Here is a 21,850-nt window from a genome sequence, read left to right as displayed (position 1 = left end):
AACTATTTTATGCTAGAAATCATTTCGCCCATTGCCACGACAATTTTGCGAGAACCTTTATAGGGATTGCGTCCGTGGGCAGTCAGCATATTGTCCAGCATCAATATGTCTCCTTGTTGCCAGGGAAAGCTGACTTTGGCTTGCTGATAAACTGCGTCGATTTCTGCCATAACTGAGTCTTCGATAGGAGAACCATCTCCGTAATAGATATTGCGCGGTAAATTTTCTTCTCCCAGAGTAGATAGGAGAGATGCCTTGACATCTGATTCCAGACAAGAAATGTGATGCAGTTGCACTTGATTGAAAAATAGAGGTTTTCCCGTCTGGGGATGGTAAGATATTGCAGGTCTTACTTTACGAGTTCTCAAGCCATTATTGGGAAGCCACTCAAAATCCATACTAGACTGACGGCAAGCTTTTTCGACAACTGTTTTATCATCAGTGTGAAAGAAGTTTTGCCAACTTACATCTAAACCTTCAATGTAATTGCGGACGTACATTAATTGTTTTTGCTCGAATCTTTCTCGTAGTTTTTGATCGAGAAGTTGATAAACTTTATGGCAGTCAACAATCGGTGTTTCCCCTCCCTGTTGGGCTGGTTGCAAACAAAAGAACCAGATTTTTAGCGGCCATTGGTGTAGATGAGAACTTTCATTGTGGAAAAGAATCGCTTGATCACAAGGGTAAGGAGTAGAACTATAAACTCGCTCGCTAATGCCTTCTTTGGGCAAATCTCCATAGTTAGCAAATAATTGAGGACAAATAGCACTAACTACTCTTTCAAATTCAGAAACCGATTTAAGATTGAAACCTCGAAATAAAATTGCACCATGCTGTAATAATTTACTTTCGATAAGAGCGCGACTGCTCTTTGCCCAATCTACTAACTCGATATCGTCAGCAACAGGTTTGATTACTAAAGGTAATGTCTGTCCTGGGTGCAAATACTCTGTCTCGATTAACTCCTTTTCTGACAGACGTATTGCTTTAGGTTTAATAGATTTAAACCTGCTAAAATCACTTTTTTCCTGTTTAATTTTTTCCATAGCTTGTTGCTGCTTTTCTGATTCAGTAAGTATTTCTAATGTGTCCAAACGAGCATCAGGTTGCTTGACAATACTGGCTAATAAAGTTTCAAAATGACTTGACATTTTAGTGATAGTGGCAGCATCAAATAAGTCAGCATTGTATTTCCAACTACCTACAATTTGATTTTCTGTTTCCGCAATGAAGACAGCTAAATCAAAATTTGCTGTTTCGTTCTCAATATCCCACGGACTGAGAGTTAACCCACTAACTTCTAAAGTCGGCATGGATGCATTTTGCATGACAAACAAAACTTGAAATAATGGTGTTTGACTCAGGCTCCGTTCTGGACGCAGTTCTGCTACCAGTTTCTCGAAAGGTAAATCTTGATAAGCATAGGCTTTTAATGTTACCTCCCGGACTCGCTCTAACAATTCGTAGAAAGTGGGATTCCCACTCATATCGGTGCGTAAAACCAGGAGATTGATAAAGAAACCTATTAATTGTTCAGTCTCAGACTGAGTGCGGTTAGCCAGATCGGTACCAACGATGATGTCATCTTGATTTGTGTAGCGGTATAGCAGTGTCTGAAAAGCTGCTAGCAGTGTCATAAATAGCGTAACAGACTCTTGGCGGCTCAGTTTATTCAGTGCTGCGGACAGTTGTGGAGAGAATTGAAAGTCGTGGATTGCACTCTGGAAGTGGGAAATAGTGGCGTTTTGTTTCGTTGGTAGTTTTAACGTCGGCAAGTTGTGACCCAATTGCTGCTTCCAGTAGGAAAGCTTCGTCTTTAGAACTTCTCCTTGTAACCATTGTCGCTGCCAGACAGCATAATCAACGTATTGGATAGAAAGACGCTTAAGTGGAGAGTGTTTACCAGCACAGAAGGCTTCGTAGAGTGTAGCTACTTCGCGAACAAGTACTCCCATTGACCAGCCATCAGCCACAATATGATGTATTGTCAGCAGTAGTAAATATTCTGTATCATTTAGCTGTAGTAAAGTTACCCGCAGCAATGGCCATTGATCTAGTGTAAAGGGTTTTCGTGCCTCCTCTTTAGCTAGTTGTAGAGCTTTGGCTTCTTGTTCTGTTGGTGGTAAATGCTGTAAATCTACCACTGACAAAGTGAAGCTATGAGACTGGATAATCATCTGAATTGGTTGATCAGCCGCCGTGGTAAAGACTGTCCGCAAGGCTTCGTGACGGTTAATAACTTCTTGGAAACTTTGCTGTAGCACCAATATATTGAGTACACCTTGCAGACGCACTCCTATTGGGATGTTATAGGAAGAGTTACCGGGTTGTAATTGGTCGAGGAACCAAAGTCGCTGTTGAGCGAAAGACAGAGGTAGTTCTTGATCCCGCGATACTTGTTGAATGGGAGGAGCCTGAAGTTTTTGGTCTGTGCGCCCAATGCGATCGCTTAAACTAGCTACAGTAGGTGCTTCAAATAAACAGCGTAGAGGTAATTCAATCTTAAATGCTTCTCTGAGGCGAGCAATCACCATTGTTGCCAGCAACGAGTGTCCCCCCAGTTCAAAGAAATTATCGTTAATACCGATATGTTCAACACCCAAGACTTTAGACCAGATATTAACCACCATTTCCTCAACAAATGTGCGCGGTGGTATAAATGTTTCTGACAATAATTGCTGTGTTTGTTCTGGTGCTGGTAAAGCGCGGCGATCTACTTTGCCGTTAGGTGTTAATGGCAGTGCCTCCAATGCCACAAAAGCTGAGGGTATCATGTGTTCTGGCAGTTTCTCATGCATAAAACACCGCAGATTATGCTGGACTCCTACAACTTCTGTTTGAAGCACAACGTAAGCTACTAAGCGCTTGTTTCCAGGACTATCTTCCCTAGTTATCACCACAGTCTCACGTACTGCTGGATGTTGTGCCAGTAGCGCCTTAATCTCTCCTAGCTCAATGCGGAAGCCACGAATCTTGACTTGGTGATCTATGCGTCCTAAAAATTCGATAGTTCCATCAGCAAGCCACCTGCCTAAATCTCCAGTTTTGTAGATGAAGTCTTGTTCAGTGCCTGGTAAGGGTTTGGCAGTATCTAAAAATGGGTTGGGAATAAAACTTGACTTGGTACTTGCTTCATTTTTCCAATATCCTTTGCCAACCCCAAATCCCGATACACAAATTTCTCCCGGAACACCAATCGGGAGTAATTTCATCTCAGAATCAAGAATATAGAGATTTAAGTTTGCTAATGGTTTACCAATCGGAACGCTTCGTTGATTTTCTGGTAAAGGTTTTTTGATAATAAATTGAGTAATATCATCAGCTGCTTCCGTTGGTCCGTAAGCATTAGCAACCCCAATTTCTGGATAGATACTCAACCAATAATTTACTAATTCTACCGATACAGATTCTCCCGTTACCATCATCCATTTCAGATGCGGTAATAATCTTTGCTGCATCGATAAACTGGAGATATAGTCAAGTAATCCTTTGAGTACAACCGGGACGAGTTCAATGAGAGTTAGCTTTTGTGCTTGAACGACCTGAAATAATTTTGACGGTTGTAAAACAGTTTCCGTATCTACAATGACAGTTTTTCCTCCAATCAGTATGGGTGCTAAAAATTGCCAAACGGAAATATCTGATGAAGCAGGAGCGCTTTGCAGAAAAGCCAATTCTTCAGTTAACTCTAAAGCCTCAAATTGGGCATAGATATGATTAATCGCACCTCCATGCCTAATAATGACTCCTTTTGGTAAGCCGGTAGAACCGGAAGTATACATCGTGTAAGCCGGAGCGATACCGCTATTATTTATAGCTGCCGGATTATATTTTGATAATTGTTCAAAGTCACTCTGTCCGTAGATATTTATTCCAGCTAAAGGAGAAATTACTTGATGACTATCTTCAATGTCTAAACAAACTAAGCATTTTAAATATTGCTCGTCTTTGGTTCCGCCATTTAATGCATTTAACAATGCAGATTCTGTTAAAAGAATTTGAACTTTGCTATTAGATAGCATATATATGATTCTTTCTTGAGGATAACTGCTATCAATAGGTACATAAGCTCCACCCGCCTTTAGGATAGCAAGCATTCCTATGAGAAAATTTGGATGACGATGATGCAAAATTCCTACAAAATCGCCTGGTTTTACTCCTAATTTTTGAAGGAACCAAGCTAGTCTATTGGCTTTTTCGTTAAGTTCATTATATGTAACTTCAGTATCTTGATAGACTATAGCAATTTTATTAGGTGCATGCCGTACCTGATTTTCAAATAATTGGTGAATTGTCTGTTCAAATGGATAAATTCGGCTATTATCGTTAAAAACTTTTAACAATTGATATTTTTCCTCATCTTTTAAGAAATCAATATCTGAGATTTTTAAATCAAAGTTATCGGTTACACACTCCATTATAGTTACAGAATGTTTGACTATTCTTTTGATAGTTTCTTTATCAAAAAGAGATTTTTTATAAATGATTTTACCGCTAATATGGTTATGTTCAACTGTAAAAACAAAAGTAATATCATTTTTCAGTTGAGATAGCGCTGCTTGTGTATGAATATTTTCTAATAAAACCACGATATCAAAAATGGGACAGCGGTTTTGACTTGGGAAAACTTGTAACAAGCGCACTAATTCATCCAATGAATAATTTTGATGGCTATAAGCATCAACAGTAGTATTTTTCACTTGTAGTATAAGTTCTTTGAAAGTAAGTTGATTTGTAATCTGAAAACGTAACGGTACAAACTTATTAATCAATTCTTTGCTACTTCTTGGGTAATAAGTAGGTGAACCGACAATTATATCAGGGTTACCAATATATTTATGTAGCAAGATGCTCACTACTGCTAACAAAAACAAATATATAGATAATTCAGATTTTTTAGTGAATTTAATGATTTTCTGAGATACAACATCTGATAACTCAAATGTGAAGTTTTGATTTTTGTCATTATCTAAGTTGGCTCTGATATAATCTGGTAGGATATTTGTCTCTGGTAACTCTCCAGATAATTTATTTAACCAGTAGATTTTTTGAGAAAAAGAATTTTGAGATATCGGGTTCGTTTTAATTTCATTAGCAAGCATTATTATGTCTCCTGAGAAGTATTGTGTGGGTTCTCTGTTCAATATCTAGGCTTGTATTGATCAACTGCTTGTTATCAAAGAGAAAATTTTCTTTTTAATGTAATAAACAATCAAAAAAAGCTTGTTTTATAATTGAACATCCGGTTTGTAATGTTGATATTTCAATTGTCAATGGTGGTAAAATTTTTATAACTGTATCGTTTCTTCCAACTCGCTCTACTATTAATCCTAGTTCAAAGCATCGATCAGCTATATTTTTAGCAAGACTAGCATCACCAAAATTTGCTATATCGATTCCCCAAATCATTCCTATTCCTCGGATATTAATGCTTTCATTAATTGGCAATATTTCCTGATTTAAAAACTTTTGTAAGAAAAAACCTTTAAGTTTAACTTCATTTTCAAGATGGCAATTATCTCGATATTCTAAGGCAGCTGCACCACCAACGAAAGCTAGTTGATTTCCCCGAAAAGTGCCAGTATGCTCTCCAGGCTCCCAAATATCTAACTCTGGTTTAATTAATAATAACGACATGGGAAATCCATAACCACCGATGGATTTTGACAGCACTACCATGTCAGGAACAATATTTGCTCTTTCAAATGAAAAGAACGGACCAGTGCGACCACAACCAACTTGAATATCATCACAAATTAGTAAAATATCATGGCGAGCACATAAATTTCTGAGTTTTTGTATCCACTCAACAGGTGCTACAATTATCCCCCCTTCAGCTTGTACTGTTTCAAAGAGAATTGCGGCTGGTTTTTCAATTCCAGAATTGACATCACTGAGTACAGATTCAATAAAGCCTATAGTGTCAAAGCTTTCCATAAATCCGTATGGATAAGGCATGAATGTCACATGATTTGCTGTCACACCAAATCCAGATCGCATCTTGATATTACTGGTAGCAGATAAGCTCCCCAAAGTCATCCCATGATATCCTCCCATAAAAGAGAAAATACCAGGTCGTTTTTTGATTTTTCGGGCTAATTTTAAAGCTGCTTCTACCCCGTTTGTACCAGTTGGTCCGCAAAATTGAACTTTATAATCTAAGTTTTTTGGGGTTAATACACTACTTGAAAACTTTTCTAAAAACTCTTTTTTTGCTGATGTATACATATCTAGACCATGCGCGATCGCATCTGAATCTAAATAAGACATGACTCTTTGTTTGATATAGTCATTGTTATGACCATAATTTAAAGCTCCGGCACCAGCTAAAAAATCAATATATTCTTTACCAGACTCAGAATAGATGATAGAACCTTTAGCTCGATGAAAAATCTCCGGAAAGTTTCTACAATAACTTCTAACGTTAGATTCTTTTTCTGCAAAAATATTCAGATGATTACTTTCTTGTTTTATGGACATGAAACTCATAAATACCTCAGTTTTCAGGTGATGTAGATTAGGCTGTAGGGAATTTTGTAGATGAATAAACCAGAATAGCAATAAACAGTGTCTTTTAATAAACTGTTGCTATTTTGTCAAAATCAAAATCAAATGTTACTTCTTTTTCCAGCAAAGAAGAAATATGCTGTTCTCGATCTAAAAGTAATAAAAAGTCTTTTAATAGCACATCAGGATGATTCACCATACCTTGAAGCAATATCTCAAAATCTTCCTGAATGTTGCTAATTGTGGCAGCATCAAAACGGCGGAAATCATAATTGATGGCGATACAAAACTCTGAACCAGGATAAATTGCTATAGTTAAGGGATAATTAGTTTTGTAATAAAATGTGCCTGAAGAAACTTCTAAATCTCCCTGCCATTGCTCTAAAATTGGATCTACTGGTAATCTCTCATACACTACTATGCTCTCAAATAAGGGTAAGTTTCTTGGTACTTGACTCCAGCCTTGAATTTCTACTAATGGGCTGTACTCATACTGACGCATTTCCGCCAGTTGAGCTTGCAGCTGTTTGAGCCATTGCAGTAAAGATTTTTCAGTATCAATTGTCACTTTTACAGGCAAAGTGTTGATTAACATCCCTACCATCGACTCTACCCCTTCTAAATCTGTTGGACGACCAGAAACAGTACAGCCATAAACTACGGTGCGATGACAACTGTAACGACTTAGAAGTAAAGCCCAAATTCCTTGGAATAAGGTACTTGGGGTGAGTTGATGCTGTCTTGCCAATGATAGCAATGCTGCTGTAGTTGCTGCTGATAAATAAAGGTTTTGCTCATCAAATCTTTCTTCTAAACTCGACTGACGATCCGTATCTAGGTTAGTCACAGGAGTAGGCGCTTGTATGCCGCTGAGTGCTTCTTGCCAAAATTTCTCGGTTTTAGATATGTCTTGCTGTTGCAACCAGTCAATGTAGTATCGATAGGGAACACCTGGTTCTATAGGTAAATCTTGACTTCGGCACTGTGCTTCGTAAAATTCAATCAAGTCCTTGAAGATTAACGGTATTGACCAGCCGTCAATGATAATAAAGTGGTGACTCCAGACAAATTGGTAAGAGTCATCGGTTAAACGAATTAAAGTTAGGCGCATCAGGCATTCTTGGGACAAATCGAAGCCCTTTTGGCGATCGCTTTCCAAAAAAGAAGAAGAGCGTTTTTGCTGTTCTACTGAATCTATTCCTCGCAAATCAAGCTCTTCTAAAGGGACTTTGACTTGTCGGTAGACAATTTGTAGCGGTTTATCAAGATTTTCCCAGTAAAAGCCTGTACGTAAGGCCGTATGCCTTGCTGCAACTTGCTGCCAGGCGTGATCGAAAGCGACAACGTTCAAATTGCCACGTATAGCAAACCTCACCTGGAAAAAATAAACTCCCAATTCCGGCTCGTACAAACTTTGGAACAGCAGACCCTTTTGTATGGGTGTCAGTTCGTAGATATCTTCGATGTTTTCTGTTTTCATTTTAATTACTCGCGTTTCTGCTCTTGCGGTTGATTGGTGCTAGGAGTCGATCTAAGTCTTTTTGACTCAAATTCGCGCGCGGAAAGTCAGAAGGTGTATAGTGTGCTTTACTCGATTGACAATGGCTGATGAGCGATCGCAATGCCTCCATGAAAGTTTCAATCAATCTTTCTATCGTGCTTTGGCGATAAATATCTTTGCTATATGTCCAATTCAATTGCAACTGGTTATGAACAATCGACCAACTAATATCCAGTAAATAGTTGCCCTTTTCTTCTATACTTGGGTTCAAATCAGTGGATTGTTTCGTCTGTGTTAACAGAGATGATTGAGGAAAAACTTGATCAAATTGCTCTTGGTAATAAAATCTCACCTCTGCTGACGGTAGAGCTTGCATTTCTATGGCGATGCTTTCACCGCAGAGATAGCGCAATACGCTATAGCCTATACCTTTATTTGGTATCAAACGTAACTGCTCTTTAATTGCCTTCAATGTCTCTCCAAAATCGCTATTCTCTCTAGCATCTAATAACGCTGGGAAGGTACTAGTAAAACAGCCGACAGTACGCGATACATTTATATTATCAAAGATTTTTTGCCGCCCTTGATATTGCAAATCTACCAGCAGTTTACTTTCTCCCGTCCACTGCTCAAAAGCCTGCACCAGTGCTGTCAGCAAGACATCATTAGTTTGGGTTTTATAAGCCTTAGGTACTTCCTGTAAAAGGGCTTGCGTCTGTGCCGCGCTTAGGACAACTGAGCTTGTAGTAATATTTTTTACTTGTGTTTTACCCTCATAGAAGTCTATTGGTAAAGGCTGTACCTGCCTGCGAGACTCTGCCAACCAGTAATCTAGTTCTTGCTGAATGGTTGATGATCGAGCGTACTGATGGATGCGGTTAGCCCAGTGTTGCCATAAGCTTGTTTTTGGTGGCAAGTGTATCGTTTCTCCAAGTATAACTTGGTTGCAAGCCGTTTGGAAATCTTCTAGCAAAATCTGCCAAGCAGCCGGATCGACAATTAAAGAGTGAATGACTATGAATATACGCTGAGGCTTTTGCTTACCTAGATCGCAAAGAGCAAACTGTATTAGTGGTTTATCTGATAAATTTAGACTTGCTTGTAATTGGGCGATCGCTTCTTTTTGTGCCGATTCTTGCTCTACTTCAGCCAGTGTGGAAAAATCCAGTTTTGTAATTGGTAAAACATCATCGCGATCGGCTAGCAATTGCCGCCATCCAGATTCCTCGTTTCTAAAACGCAAACGGAGTGCATCATGCTGCAACAGTAACTGCTGCACGACTTGCGCTATAAGCTCGGGTGCAATTGCTTGTTGCACTTCCAGTAAAATTGTCTGAGCGCAGCGTGCTGGGTTAGGTAAATTTTGCTGGAAGAAACATTGTTGGGTGGGGGTAAGCGGTATCTCCCCAGTCGCCAAGTGAATATTTTGGGTTGTTGTAGTGACTTCGGCCAATTTGGCAATTGTTTGGTGAGAAAACATATGCCTGGGAGTTAGTTCCAAACCCATCTTTTTGGCTCTGGCTACAATCTGAATACTGGTAATTGAATCTCCACCGAATTCAAAGAAGTTATCGTGAATGCCTACCTGTTCGATGCGGAGAACTTGAGTCCAAATTTTGGCTAGGATTTTTTCTACTGGAGTTTGAGGTGCAACAAAAGTCCCTGATAATTCATCTCTTACAGTTTCAGGTGCTGGTAGTGTTTTGCGATCTACTTTGCCGTTGGGTGTTAACGGTAGAGTGTCTAAAGTGACAAAGACATTTGGCACCATGTATTCTGGTAGCTTCTGTATGAGGAATTCACGTAGTTGGTTGGTAGTGAGTGATTCATTATAAGTAACTACATAGCCAACTAAGCGTTTGTTACCAGGAATATCTTCTTTTGCAATAACTACAGCTTGTTCGATTTGCGGATGGGTGTTGAGGACGGCTTCGATTTCTCCGAGTTCGATGCGAAAGCCCCGTACTTTCACTTGCTGGTCAATGCGACCAAGAAATTTAATCTCACCATTACTATCATAGCAGGCCGAGTCGCCTGTTTTGTAAAGGCGCTCTGATTTAGAATTAGAGAAGGGATTTGGGATAAATTTTTCTTGGGTTAGTTCTGGGCGGTTGAGGTAACCTCTGGCTAAGCCATCACCTCCAATGTAGAGTTCTCCTGCCACTCCCACTGGTACTGGTTGGAGGTGTGAGTCTAAGATGTATATTTGGGTGTTACTTATGGGGCGACCAATAAAAGAAGAAGCATCTTCGTTTCTTGCTACTGTTTTGTTTGCTCCTACTTGGTAAATTGTAGACCAGATAGTTGCTTCTGTTGGACCATACAAATTCCACAATTCGCTACCAGTTTCTAGAATTTGATGAGCTAATTGAGCTGGTAATGCTTCACCACCGCAAAATACTTTCAAGGGATAATGAGAAGACCAACCACCAGTTAATAGCATTTGCCAAGTAGCTGGTGTAGCTTGCATAGCGGTTGTCTTCGACTCGAATAATTCAGAAAACAGCAAATCCCCATTAGTAGCTATTTCACGGGGAACCACGATAACTTTTGCGCCTACCATTAATGGCAGATAAAGTTCAAGGGCTGCAATATCAAAGGAAATAGTGGTAACTGCACTGAAAGTATCTTCCTGAGTTAATCTCAGAAAATGACTCATAGAATTTAAGAAGTTGACCACACTGTAGTGGCAAATTTGAACCCCCTTCGGCAGTCCAGTAGAACCAGAAGTGTAGATCACATAAGCCAAATTATCCGAACATACGCCAACATCAAGATTATCCTTCTGGTGTTGCTCTATTGCCCCCCAATCGCTATCCAAACAAACCACCTGTGCAGTATGTGACGGCAAAGATTCAAGCAAAGACCTGTGAGTAAGCAACATCTCCACACCCGAATCTGCCAACATATAACTCAACCGTTCAAGGGGATAATTGGGGTCTAGGGGTACATAACCACCACCAGCCTTAAGTATCCCCAACAGTCCCACCACCATCTCCATCGAACGTTCTACACAAATACCCACTAGCACCTCTGGTCCCACTCCCAGGGTTTGCAGGTGATGTGCTAATTGGTTGGCTCTTTGATTTAATTGCTCGTAGTTCAACTGCTGATTCTCAAACACCACCGCTACAGATCGGGGTGTTCTCTCTACCTGCGACTCAAACAATTGATGAATACATTTTTCAGTGGTATATACTGACGCAGTATCATTAAACGACAACAATAACTGATGGCATTCTGCTTCACTCAATAGGGGTAATTCACCCACTGCTGCTACTGGGTTTTCCACAATCGCTCTACACAAGTTCTGGAAATGAGCAGCCATGCGTTCAATGGTTGACCCATCAAACAAGTCAGTATTGTACTCCCATTTACTCACCAATCCCTGGTCAGTTTCGATCATTGACACTGTTAAATCAAACATAGCAGTTGTGCTTTGCTGATTTAACTCACACCAGGTAACACCAGGTAATTCTAGTTCACCCCTGGGTGCATTTTGCAACACAAACATCACCTGAAACAGGGGGGAATGACTCAAAGAACGTTGTGGTTGCAATCCTTCTACTACTTGTTCAAAAGGCACGTCCTGATGTTCATAAGCTTTGAGTGTGGTTTCCCTAACCTGTGTAAGCAACTTCTCAAAACTAGGATTATCTTCAAAACGGGTTCTCAACACCAAAGTATTCACAAAAAAGCCAATCAAAGACTCAGTTTCACTGGGGTTGCGATTGGCAATGGGTGAACCAATTAAAATATCTGATTCATTACTGTAACGATATAATAAAGTGGCAAACGCCGCCAGTAGGGTCATAAATAAGGTTGTACCCGACTCTTGAGACAAGGTTTGCAACTTTTGGGTTAAATCAGTATTTATAGTGAAACTTTGAGCTGTACCTTGGTAAGTCTGCACACTTGGACGAGGGCGGTCAGTGGGCAATTGTAACAATTGTGGCGCACCATCTAATTGAGAAAGCCAATAATTGAGTTGAGTTTCTTGGACGGACTCACTCAAGCGTTGTCTTTGCCAAACTGCAAAGTCTGCATACTGGATAGGTAATTCTGGTAAAGGGGATGATTCTTGAACACAAAAAGCTGGATATAAAGTCGATAGTTCTTGAATGAATACCCCCATTGACCATTCATCAGTAACAATGTGATGCATTACTACTAGCAGGATGTATTCCTCCTCATCCAGCCACAGTAAGGTTGTACGTAGCAATGGACCGACACCCAAGTCAAAAGGACATTGAGCCGCCTCAATAATCAGCTGCTTTACCTCAGTTTCACGCTTAATAACAGGCAGATTCCGGAGATCCACTATTGATATGGTGGAGGTGGGGGCAGAGTGAATGACTTGGACGGGTTGGCTATCTATAACGGCAAAGGTAGTCCGTAAGACTTCATGACGCAGCACAATTTTGTTGAAGCTTTGCTCCAACGCTGCCTGGTTAAGCCTCCCTGTAACGCGAATGGTGACAGGGATGTTATAGCCAGTACTGTTGGGTTCCAACTGGTTAAGAAACCACAGCCGCTGTTGGGCAAAAGTCAGTGGAGGAGGAGCCTGCTCTTTTCGCGGCTCGATAACACTCAATTTGGTTTTATGTTCACCTCGCGTCAACCTTTCCAGAAGCGCTTGCTTTGCTGGTGAAAGATTAGCTCGCCGTCTGGAAAGATTATTTTGTTTAGACACATTGCACCTCTTCTTAGGAAGATAATTGGAGAAAAACAGTTTGAAACTATAGCTTTTTTACAACCTCTCGTCAAAAATTAGCTGTTACAAGTACAAGCTAAAGATGATGAAATAAGTCTTAAACCAGTTATCAGTTATCAGTTATCAGGCGGGCTGGTGGGGGATGCGCTCACCGCCACCAACGCCTATACCTACGGCACGTCTGACGACGAACGGTCCAATTGGTGGGGGACGCGCGACCCAAGGATTTAACTGATAACTGTTTACTGTTCACTGTTCACTGTTAAAGAAGACCAACTTCTTCTTCAGGTAATTCTTCAATTTTCTCGATTATCATCTCTTCAATCAGTTCGGCCAACTTTGCAATAGTAGTCGCTTCAAAAAAGCTACTAAAGGGTAACTCAACTTGGAAGGTTTTGTGCATCCTATGAATGAGTTGAGTAGCTAGCAAAGAATGTCCTCCCAAGGTAATGAAGTTGTCGTGAATGCCCACTTGCTCAATTCCCAGTAACTGTTGCCAAATGTTAGCAATAGTTTGCTCGAGTTCATTGCGAGGAGCAACATAAGTATTCTCCAAAGTGTCAGGCATTTGCTCAACCAGGGTTTCAAACAACTCCTTTGCGGACTTTGCGTTTGAAGTAACCGTGAAAGACTCAGTAGCTAAGTTCAAGGATGAACCAGTCAAGTTATTTGAGAATCCGCCAGTTTGATGAATCACTGGCTCTCCGCTATTTATTAAAATGTCTTCAGATAGTAAAAATCCCCCTTCTTGCATTTCAACAACGCTTTCCTTGACTGCCCAAATCACCTGCTCAATATCTTCATCAGTATGAGCTGTCGATAGATAAAGGGTACGTCCTTCCCAGACATAAATCCCTTTTTCAAGCAAGTGATAGAAAAGCAAATTACTAAGTTGAGTCTGACAATTAAAACGGAAGAGAGAGCCAAAATGAACGACTCGAATTGGTACTTGTTTTTGTTCAAAGTAACTATTAAGAGTCTTGGCTAATTGCGTTGTCCGTTGATTTAACTCCTCCTGAAGTTTGGCACCCCTGTTCTTGATGTGATTGAGTGCAGCCCAGGCGACAGCCATGACGAGAGGATGCTTGAAAAAAGTACCAGCGAAAAAAGTTGTTTTCACCTGGGGATAAGACTCATCTCCATAGTTCCACATACCTCCGTCCAATGCATCCATGAAAGCAGCTTTGCCAGCTACTACCCCAATAGGTATGCCAGCAGCAACAGCTTTACCGTAGGTTGTGATATCTGCTTGAATACCCCATAAAGCCTGGATACCGCCTGGGTGCATCCGAAAGCCAGTAATTACTTCATCAAAAATTAAAACAGTTCCAGTTTCTTGAGTTAATTGTCTGAGCTGAAAGAGAAATTCTTTGGGCTGCAAATCTGGGCGACTGCTTTGTATCGGCTCAACTAAAATTGCTGCTAAGTTATGAGCATGCTCTTTAAGAATATTCAGAGATTCGGGAGTACCATACTCCAACACCATCACATCCTCAGCCAAGTATGATGGAAGACCTGAAGTCATCGGGACAGAACGCAGCGTTCCATCGTTGGTTGTGACTCCTTTTACCAAAACTCCGTCAGAACCGCCGTGATAAGAACCAGCAAATAAAGCAATTTTTGAGCGTCCTGTCACAGAACGTGCTATGCGTATGGCTCCCATCACTGCTTCTGTGCCATCATTACAAAAAGCCGTCCGTTCCGCACCCGTTAACTCGCAAATTAACTCAGCTAATTGACCACAAAGACGCGATTGTGGACCATTTAGTATGCCTTGCTTGCTCTGCTGCTGGATCGCTTCAATAACAAAAGATGGCGAATGACCAAATAAAAGCGTACCAAACCCCATTGAAATGTCTACGTATTCATTGCCATCGACATCCCAGAGTCTAGCACCCTCTCCACGCTGTGCGTGGATTGGATATATCATCTCCTTAATAAACGGAAAAAACCCTGATACCGCTCTGCTATTGGCATGGTAAGAACGATAAGCTTGTGTGAGTCGTTTGGATTCTTGGGTACGCTTGACAAAACGTGCGATTAATGCATCCAGATGTTTCTGCTGACGGGAACTCAACAGAGTCATCGATTCTTTCTCGGTTTGTTGGGAAGTAGCTTTGGGTGTAGGAGCAATTTTCCGGTCTTTGATTTGTTGCTGGGACTCTGTCTTAGTAAATGTAGACTGATTTACACTCAACGCAGAGGCATTGGTTGGGGTTTGAGCAATTTGCCCATTTTGATGGAGAGGAAAAGATTGGATCGCTTCCGATGAAGGCAAAACTTCCTTGGGTAAACTTCCCTGTGGTAATAAGTCTACCAGTTTAGACATCACGTGAAGATGCTGTGAAATGATCTGTTCAATACCTGTATTTGCTACAGGTTTCTCGTCTTTTTGGTTGACGACTTGCATATCTGGAGCTTTGATTGATGATGGTGGCTTTGAGTTGGTTATGATATCTTTTGGTTGAGACACAGAAATTTCCTTTTTAGGCGATGGATTGTCATCATTAGCTAAGAGAGGCTCAATCCAGTATCTTTTTCGCTCGAAAGGATATGTTGGTAAGGGAATACGATGACGTTGCTCATGAGCATAAAATTCTGACCAATCAACATTTATTCCCTCTAGCCAGAGTCTGCCCAATGTATTTAGTAAAAACGCCACATCTGATTGTTGGTTCTGTGGATGTCTTAGTGAAGAAAGAACTACTTGTTCAGACGCTTTTTGCTTGTTAGCCAAGGTACTCAATGTCTTCCCAGGACCAACCTCCAAGAGAATTTGCTCCGGCTGTTGCAGCAATTCAGCGATTCCCTCGCTAAAGCGTACTGTTTGTCGTAAATGTCTTGCCCAGTATTTCGGGTCTGTTGCTTGTGCTGCGGTTATCCAAGTACCAGTGACGTTAGATACAAAAGGAATTTTTGGAGAATTAAGGCTGATTTTGCTGACCAGCTGCTTGAATGGCTCTAGAATTGAGTCCATCATTTGGGAATGAAAGGCATGGGAAGTATGCAGACGGCGACAGTCCACACCTTGGTCGGTCAATTGTTTTTGTAAGTCATCTACCGCTTCTTCCACTCCAGAAACCACACACAGATTTGATCCGTTGATTGCAGCTAAGGAGAGTTTCTCGCCCAGCAAGGGTTGAATTTCTTTCTGAGATAGTGGTATTGCTAGCATTGTCCCCGAAGGAAGTTGCTGTATCAGTCGCCCGCGAGTCGCTACCAGCACCAAGGCGTCTTCTAAAGAGAACACCCCAGCTAAGCAAGCTGCAACATATTCTCCTATGCTATGACCAATCATTGCAGAAGGACGTATACCCCAAGCCATCCACAATTGAGCCAAGGCGTACTCAATCACAAACAGTGCTGGCTGGGTAATATGAGTCTGCTTGAGCTGCTGTGCTGCAACTTCTTTTTGTTCCACATCCGGATACAGTAATGTACGCAGGTCTAACCCCAAGTAAGATTTGAGAAGGTATGAACACTCATCAATCTGTTCACTGAAAATTGGCTCAGTTTCGTACAACTCTCTAGCCATGTCCACATACTGGGCACCTTGTCCAGGAAACATAAATGCAACCTGCCGCGCACAGGGTTCGGAGTAGTGAGTAAAAACCCGTTGCGGATCTGGGGGTTCTAGAACTTTTACTGCATCGTCAAGATTCTGGCAAACCACTGTCCGGCGATGGTCAAAAGCTCGACGACCCACACACTGGGTGTAAGCGACATCAGCGAGGTTAAGATTGGGATGCTGCTTGAGATGCTGAACTAAATTTGTAGTAGCACTTTCTAGTGCTGATACCGTTTTCGCAGAAAGAACTAACAGCTGATATTTCCTCCCCTGCTCCACGGCAGTCGCCTCAACGGGGGGAACCCCCGCACGGCGCTGCCTCCCCTGCTCCTCCACAGGGGCTTCTTCAAGAATGACATGGGCATTAGTGCCACCGATACCAAAGGAACTAACTCCAGCACGGCGGGGAGTACCATTCGACTTCCATTCTGAAAGCGTGGAATTGACGTAGAAGGGGCTGTTAGCAAAGTCAATTTTGGGATTAGGCTGTTGAAAGTGCAAGCTGGGTGGTATCTGTTTGTGTTTGAGTGCTAGAACGGTTTTGATTAAACCTGCAATACCCGCTGCAGCATCCAGGTGACCGATATTGGTTTTTACTGAACCAATAGCACAAAAGTTCTTTTTGTTTGTGGAGCGAAAAGCTTGTGTCAGCGCTGCGATTTCAATGGGATCGCCTAAAATTGTTCCAGTCCCATGTGCCTCAACATAGGTCAGTGTTTCGACTTCAATCTCAGCCGTAACTTGAGCAGATCGAATTACCTTTGCTTGACCTTCAACACTGGGAGCAGTATAACCAACTTTTAACGAACCATCGTTATTAGTTGCTGAGCCTTTAATGACTGCATAAATGTGATCCCCATCTGCCAGAGCAACAGATAACCGCTTGAGTACAACAATGCCTACACCTGAACTACCAACCGTTCCCTGTGCCTTAGCATCAAAGGCGCGACAATGTCCATCGGGAGATAAAATCCCGCCCTCTTGATATAGATAACCAGTCTTTTGTGGCAATTGTAGTGAAACACCACCAGCCAAAGCGATCTCGCAGTCCCCACTCAACAAGCTTTGACAAGCTAAATGCACAGCAACTAATGTTGTAGAGCAGGCAGTTTGGACTGTGACACTTGGTCCGGTGAGATTTAATTTATAAGATACGAGGGTACTAAGGTGGTCGTTCTCATTGGAAATCATCGTTTGAAAATTTCCCACCAATTCGATCAACTCAAGGTTGGAAGCAAGGTTTTTGAGTAAGTAAGTGTTCGTGCTTGCACCAGCGTAGACACCAATTGGACTTTTATATGTTTGGGGGTTGTAGCCAGCGTTCTCAAGAGCCTCTTGAGCACACTCTAAGAATAAGCGGTGTTGAGGATCTGTAATTTGAGCTTCTCTGGGCGTGTAGCCGAAGAATGAAGCGTCAAACATCTCTACATCATCCAACACAGGCCCTGCTTTGACGTACCGAGGATGACTCAGTACAGCAGGATCTATACCAGAAGATAATAATTCCTCGTCTGAGAAAACTGATAAAGACTCAACTCCATCGAGTAGATTGTACCAAAACTCATTAACATTTTTTGCTCCTGGAAAACGACCAGCCATGCCAACAATAGCTACTTCTAAACCAGTATTATAATCATATGTTGTAAAGTTATTCATATTGCATTATTCTTATTTTTCTTGATTGACTACTGATGAACGCACCAACCTTTTTTTTAGACGGTTTCTCCCTTCTTTCATGTCTTCAAGCTGATTTTTGCTTTTGTCCAAAGAAGATAAGTAGTCACTCTTTTCCTGATTCAGATATTGAGCGAAAGAGCTTACGGTTGGGTGTTTAAACATTTCGAGTATTGATATATCTTGATTAAAAATTTCCCGTAGCTTATTATGAACCTTAATAAGAAGTAATGAGTGACCACCGAGATCAAAGAAACTGTCATATAGACCCACCTTCTCTACTTGAAGCACCTCTTGCCAAATAGTTGCAATCATTCGTTCTAGCTCAGTTTGCGGTTTTACATAAGCTTCAGTTGACAGCGTAATTTCCTTATCAGGTGCTGGTAGTGCAAAGCGGTCTATTTTGCCGTTAGATGTTAACGGTAGGGTGTCTAAGGTGACAAAGACATTTGGCACCATGTATTCTGGTAGCTTCTGTTTGAGGAATTCACGTATTTGATTGGTAGTAAGTGATTCATCAGAACTGACAAAATAGGCAACTAAGCGTTTTTTATCAAAAATATCTTCTGTTGCAATAACTACAGCTTGTTGGATTTGGGGATGAGTGTTGAGGGCTGCTTCAATTTCTCCCAACTCAATGCGGAAGCCCCGCACCTTGACTTGCTGGTCTATGCGACCAAGAAATTCAATCTTCGCATCAGGCAAATATCGAGCCAAATCCCCTGTTTTATATAATTTTGACTTTTGACCCTTCGCTTCGCTCAAGGGCATGCTTTTGACTTTTGAAAAGTCAAAGGGATTTGGGACAAATTTTTCTTGGGTTAGTTCTGGGCGGTTGAGGTAACCTCTGGCTAAGCCATCACCTCCAATGTAGAGTTCTCCTGCCACTCCCACTGGTACTGGTTGGAGGTGTGAGTCTAAGATGTAGATTTGGGTGTTACTTATGGGGCGACCGATGGGAATATCACCTCCTCTTAAGCTTTGTTTTCCTACTTCGTAAATACAGCATCCTACTACAGTTTCTGTAGGACCATATTCGTTAATCAATCTAGTTGCTGGTGCGTGTTTTTGCCAGAAAGAAGTAACTTTTTCTGATAAGGCTTCCCCACCAATAATAAATGCTTGAGTTTGAATGTTTACTTGTTCTGAGGCAAATAAATGGCTGAGTATTTTTAAATGAGCCGGGGTAATCTTTACAAGGCTAAACTTAGTACCAGAACACAATGCTGTTTTAAGTGCTTCAATTTCTCCTTTCTCTGGTAAAAGAACTACCATTAGTCCTATCAATAAAGGAGAAAATAAACTGGTAATAGTGGCATCGAAGCTAATAGAAGAATTGACAGTAGAACCTTCTCCCTCAGCAACATTATAAGCTTTTATACACCAGCTTAAATAATTCACTATACCACTATGGAGAATCATTGTTCCCTTGGGTTTTCCGGTAGAACCAGAAGTATAAATTATGTAAGCTAAATTATCTGATTTGACTTGCCTACAAGGGTTATCCTGAGAGTAATCAGCAAAGTTTTGCCAATCTTCATCCAAACAAATTGTTTGTGTTTGGTGTTGTGGAAGTTGTTTGAATAAGTGCTGTTGAGTGAGTAGTATTGGTAATTGTGAATCTGCCAACATATAACTCAACCGTTCTTGGGGATAATTGGGGTCAAGGGGTACATAAGCACCACCAGCCTTAAGTATCCCCAACAGTCCTACCACCATCTCAATCGAACGTTCTACACAAACACCCACTAGCACCTCTGGTCCTACACCGAGGGAAAGCAGGTGATGTGCTAGTTGGTTGGCTCTTTGATTTAATTGAACATAACTCAACTGCTGATTCTCAAATACCACTGCCACCGCATCGGGTGTTCTCTCTACCTGCTCCTCAAATAACTGATGAATACATTTATCAGTGGGATATACTGACGCAGTATCATTCCACTCCACTAACAACTGATGGCGTTCTGCTTCACTCAACAGGGGTAATTCACCCACAGTTGCTACTGGATTTTCCACAATTGCGCTACACAAGTTCTGGAAATGAGCCGCCATGCGTTCAATGGTTGACCGATCAAATAAATCTGTGTTGTACTCCCATGACCCCACCAATTCCTCAGAGGTTTCGGTGATTGACAGTGTTAAATCAAACCTAGCAATGGTGCTTTCTGGATTTAACTCACACCAAGTACAACCAGGTAATTCTAATTCACTCATTGGTGTATTTTGCAATACAAACATCACACAGAACAGGGGGGAATGACTCAAGGAGCGTTGTGGTTGCAATGCCTCAACTACCTGTTCAAAAGGTACATCCTGATGTTCATAAGCTTTGAGTGTAGTTTCCCGCACTTGTGCCAGTAAGTTCTCAAAACTGGGATTCGCTTCAAAAATGGTTCTTAACACCAAAGTATTCACAAAAAAGCCAATCAGTGACTCTATTTCACTGCGGTTTCGATTGGTAATTGGTGAACCAATTAAAATGTCTGATTCACCACTGTAACGATATAGTAAAGTGGCAAACGCTGCCAGCAGGGTCATAAATAAGGTTGTACCCGATTTACCAGATAGGGTTTGCAATTTCTGAGTTAAATCCCTATTTAACGTAAAACTTTCAGTCCTACCCTGGTAAGTTTGCACACTTGGACGAGTCCGGTCAGTAGGTAATTGTAATAGGGATGGAGCACCATGCAATTGAGAACGCCAGTAATTTAGTTGAGTTTTTAGGACTTCTCCACTCAACCATTGTCTCTGCCAAACTGCAAAGTCGGCATACTGGATTGGTAATTTTGGTAAAGGAGATGGAACTCCAGCACAACTGGCTTGATATAAACTAGATAGTTCTTGAATGAATATCCCCATTGACCAACCATCATAAACAATGTGGTGCATACAAAGTAGCAACACATAAGACTCTTTCTCTAGTTGCACCAAAGTAACTCGCAACAACGGACCATTGACTAGGTCAAAGGGTCGTTGAACTTTTTTAGATAACTGTTGTATGAGAGCAGACTGCTCAACTGTTGGCAATGCCTGCAAGTCCGTTACTGGTAAGGTTATTTCCGACGTGGGAGCGATCGCCTGGATAGGATACCCATCCTGATTGGGAAAAGTGGTGCGGAGAACTTCGTGACGCTGTATAACTTCTTGCAAGCTCTGCTCCAAATGACTTATCTGAAGCAAACCCTTAATGCTCACGGCAAAAAACTCGTTATAGGTAGTACTTTCTCCCTCAATTTGGTGTAGAAACCACAATCTTTGCTGATTCAACGACAAAGGGATAGTTCCGTTCCTGGAAATGGGTCGAATGGGTTCAATAGTGAAAGTTGAGGCGAGATTGGTCTTTTGCAAAAACGCGATAATTTCATCTTTACGTTCAGCTAACTCAGCACGTATGTCTGGTATTAGTGTTCCTTTAGGGGCATTACAGCGCAGGCTAACATCTCGTGCAGGAGATCCGTTAACTTCATCAATCCAAAGTTTAATATCTAAGTCATCTAAATCCGACAAAAAATCTTCTATGGGTTTCATAATTTTATTTTCTAAAAATTACTTCTTCAAAAACTATGTAGATAATAGGGGGATACGCTAACCCTGTCTAAAAACCCCTGATTAATCAGATTGAAATCTCCCTCCTAACACCAGAGCATTAATATTTATTTTAATCAATTGCACTCTTTTTGAACAAAAAGTATTCAAATTAGAGAATTATGCCATGCCTCCTACAATGTAGGTAACAAAAATCGGCAGGTTTTCATGTGTCAATAACATATTATTTAACATCAATAGATCTCCTTTTTGCCACAAAATACGAACCACTTCCTATTGATATATCTCCCGTGCAAATCTGATGTCAATGTTCTTTTAGCAGCGTTAGAGCGGAACCATT

General features: G+C 41.2%; 6 protein-coding genes. All 6 read right to left on the bottom strand.

Going from position 1 to position 21,850, the window contains the following annotated elements:
- Positions 1 to 2: 2 nt before the first annotated feature.
- Complete coding sequence (locus tag DP117_RS12005; protein ID WP_169218534.1) at positions 3 to 5,102, bottom strand: non-ribosomal peptide synthetase; 5,100 nt, start codon at positions 5,100 to 5,102, stop codon at positions 3 to 5.
- A gap of 94 nt (positions 5,103 to 5,196) precedes the next feature.
- The gene (gene ectB, locus DP117_RS12000; RefSeq protein WP_169218539.1) at positions 5,197 to 6,453 is read right to left on the bottom strand and encodes a diaminobutyrate--2-oxoglutarate transaminase; all 1,257 of its coding nucleotides are present in this window, start codon (positions 6,451 to 6,453) and stop codon (positions 5,197 to 5,199) included.
- 121 nt (positions 6,454 to 6,574) lie between these two features.
- Positions 6,575 to 7,987, bottom strand: coding sequence for a condensation domain-containing protein (locus DP117_RS11995; protein WP_169218533.1), 1,413 nt, complete (start codon positions 7,985 to 7,987; stop codon positions 6,575 to 6,577).
- Between the two features lies 1 nt (position 7,988).
- Complete coding sequence (locus DP117_RS11990; RefSeq protein ID WP_169218532.1) at positions 7,989 to 12,701, bottom strand: non-ribosomal peptide synthetase; 4,713 nt, start codon at positions 12,699 to 12,701, stop codon at positions 7,989 to 7,991.
- 283 nt (positions 12,702 to 12,984) lie between these two features.
- Positions 12,985 to 17,946 (bottom strand): type I polyketide synthase, encoded by a 4,962-nt coding sequence (locus DP117_RS11985; protein WP_169218531.1) that lies wholly within the window; start codon positions 17,944 to 17,946, stop codon positions 12,985 to 12,987.
- Positions 17,947 to 17,958: 12 nt separating this feature from the next.
- Entirely contained in the window at positions 17,959 to 21,492 is a 3,534-nt protein-coding gene (locus DP117_RS11980; RefSeq protein WP_169218530.1) for a non-ribosomal peptide synthetase, read from the bottom strand.
- Positions 21,493 to 21,850 lie beyond the last annotated feature (358 nt).

The organism is Brasilonema sp. UFV-L1 (assembly GCF_012912105.1).
Taxonomy (GTDB): domain Bacteria; phylum Cyanobacteriota; class Cyanobacteriia; order Cyanobacteriales; family Nostocaceae; genus Brasilonema.
Note: the sequence above shows the minus strand (reverse complement) of the source record. Positions and strands in the feature narration are given on the sequence as shown.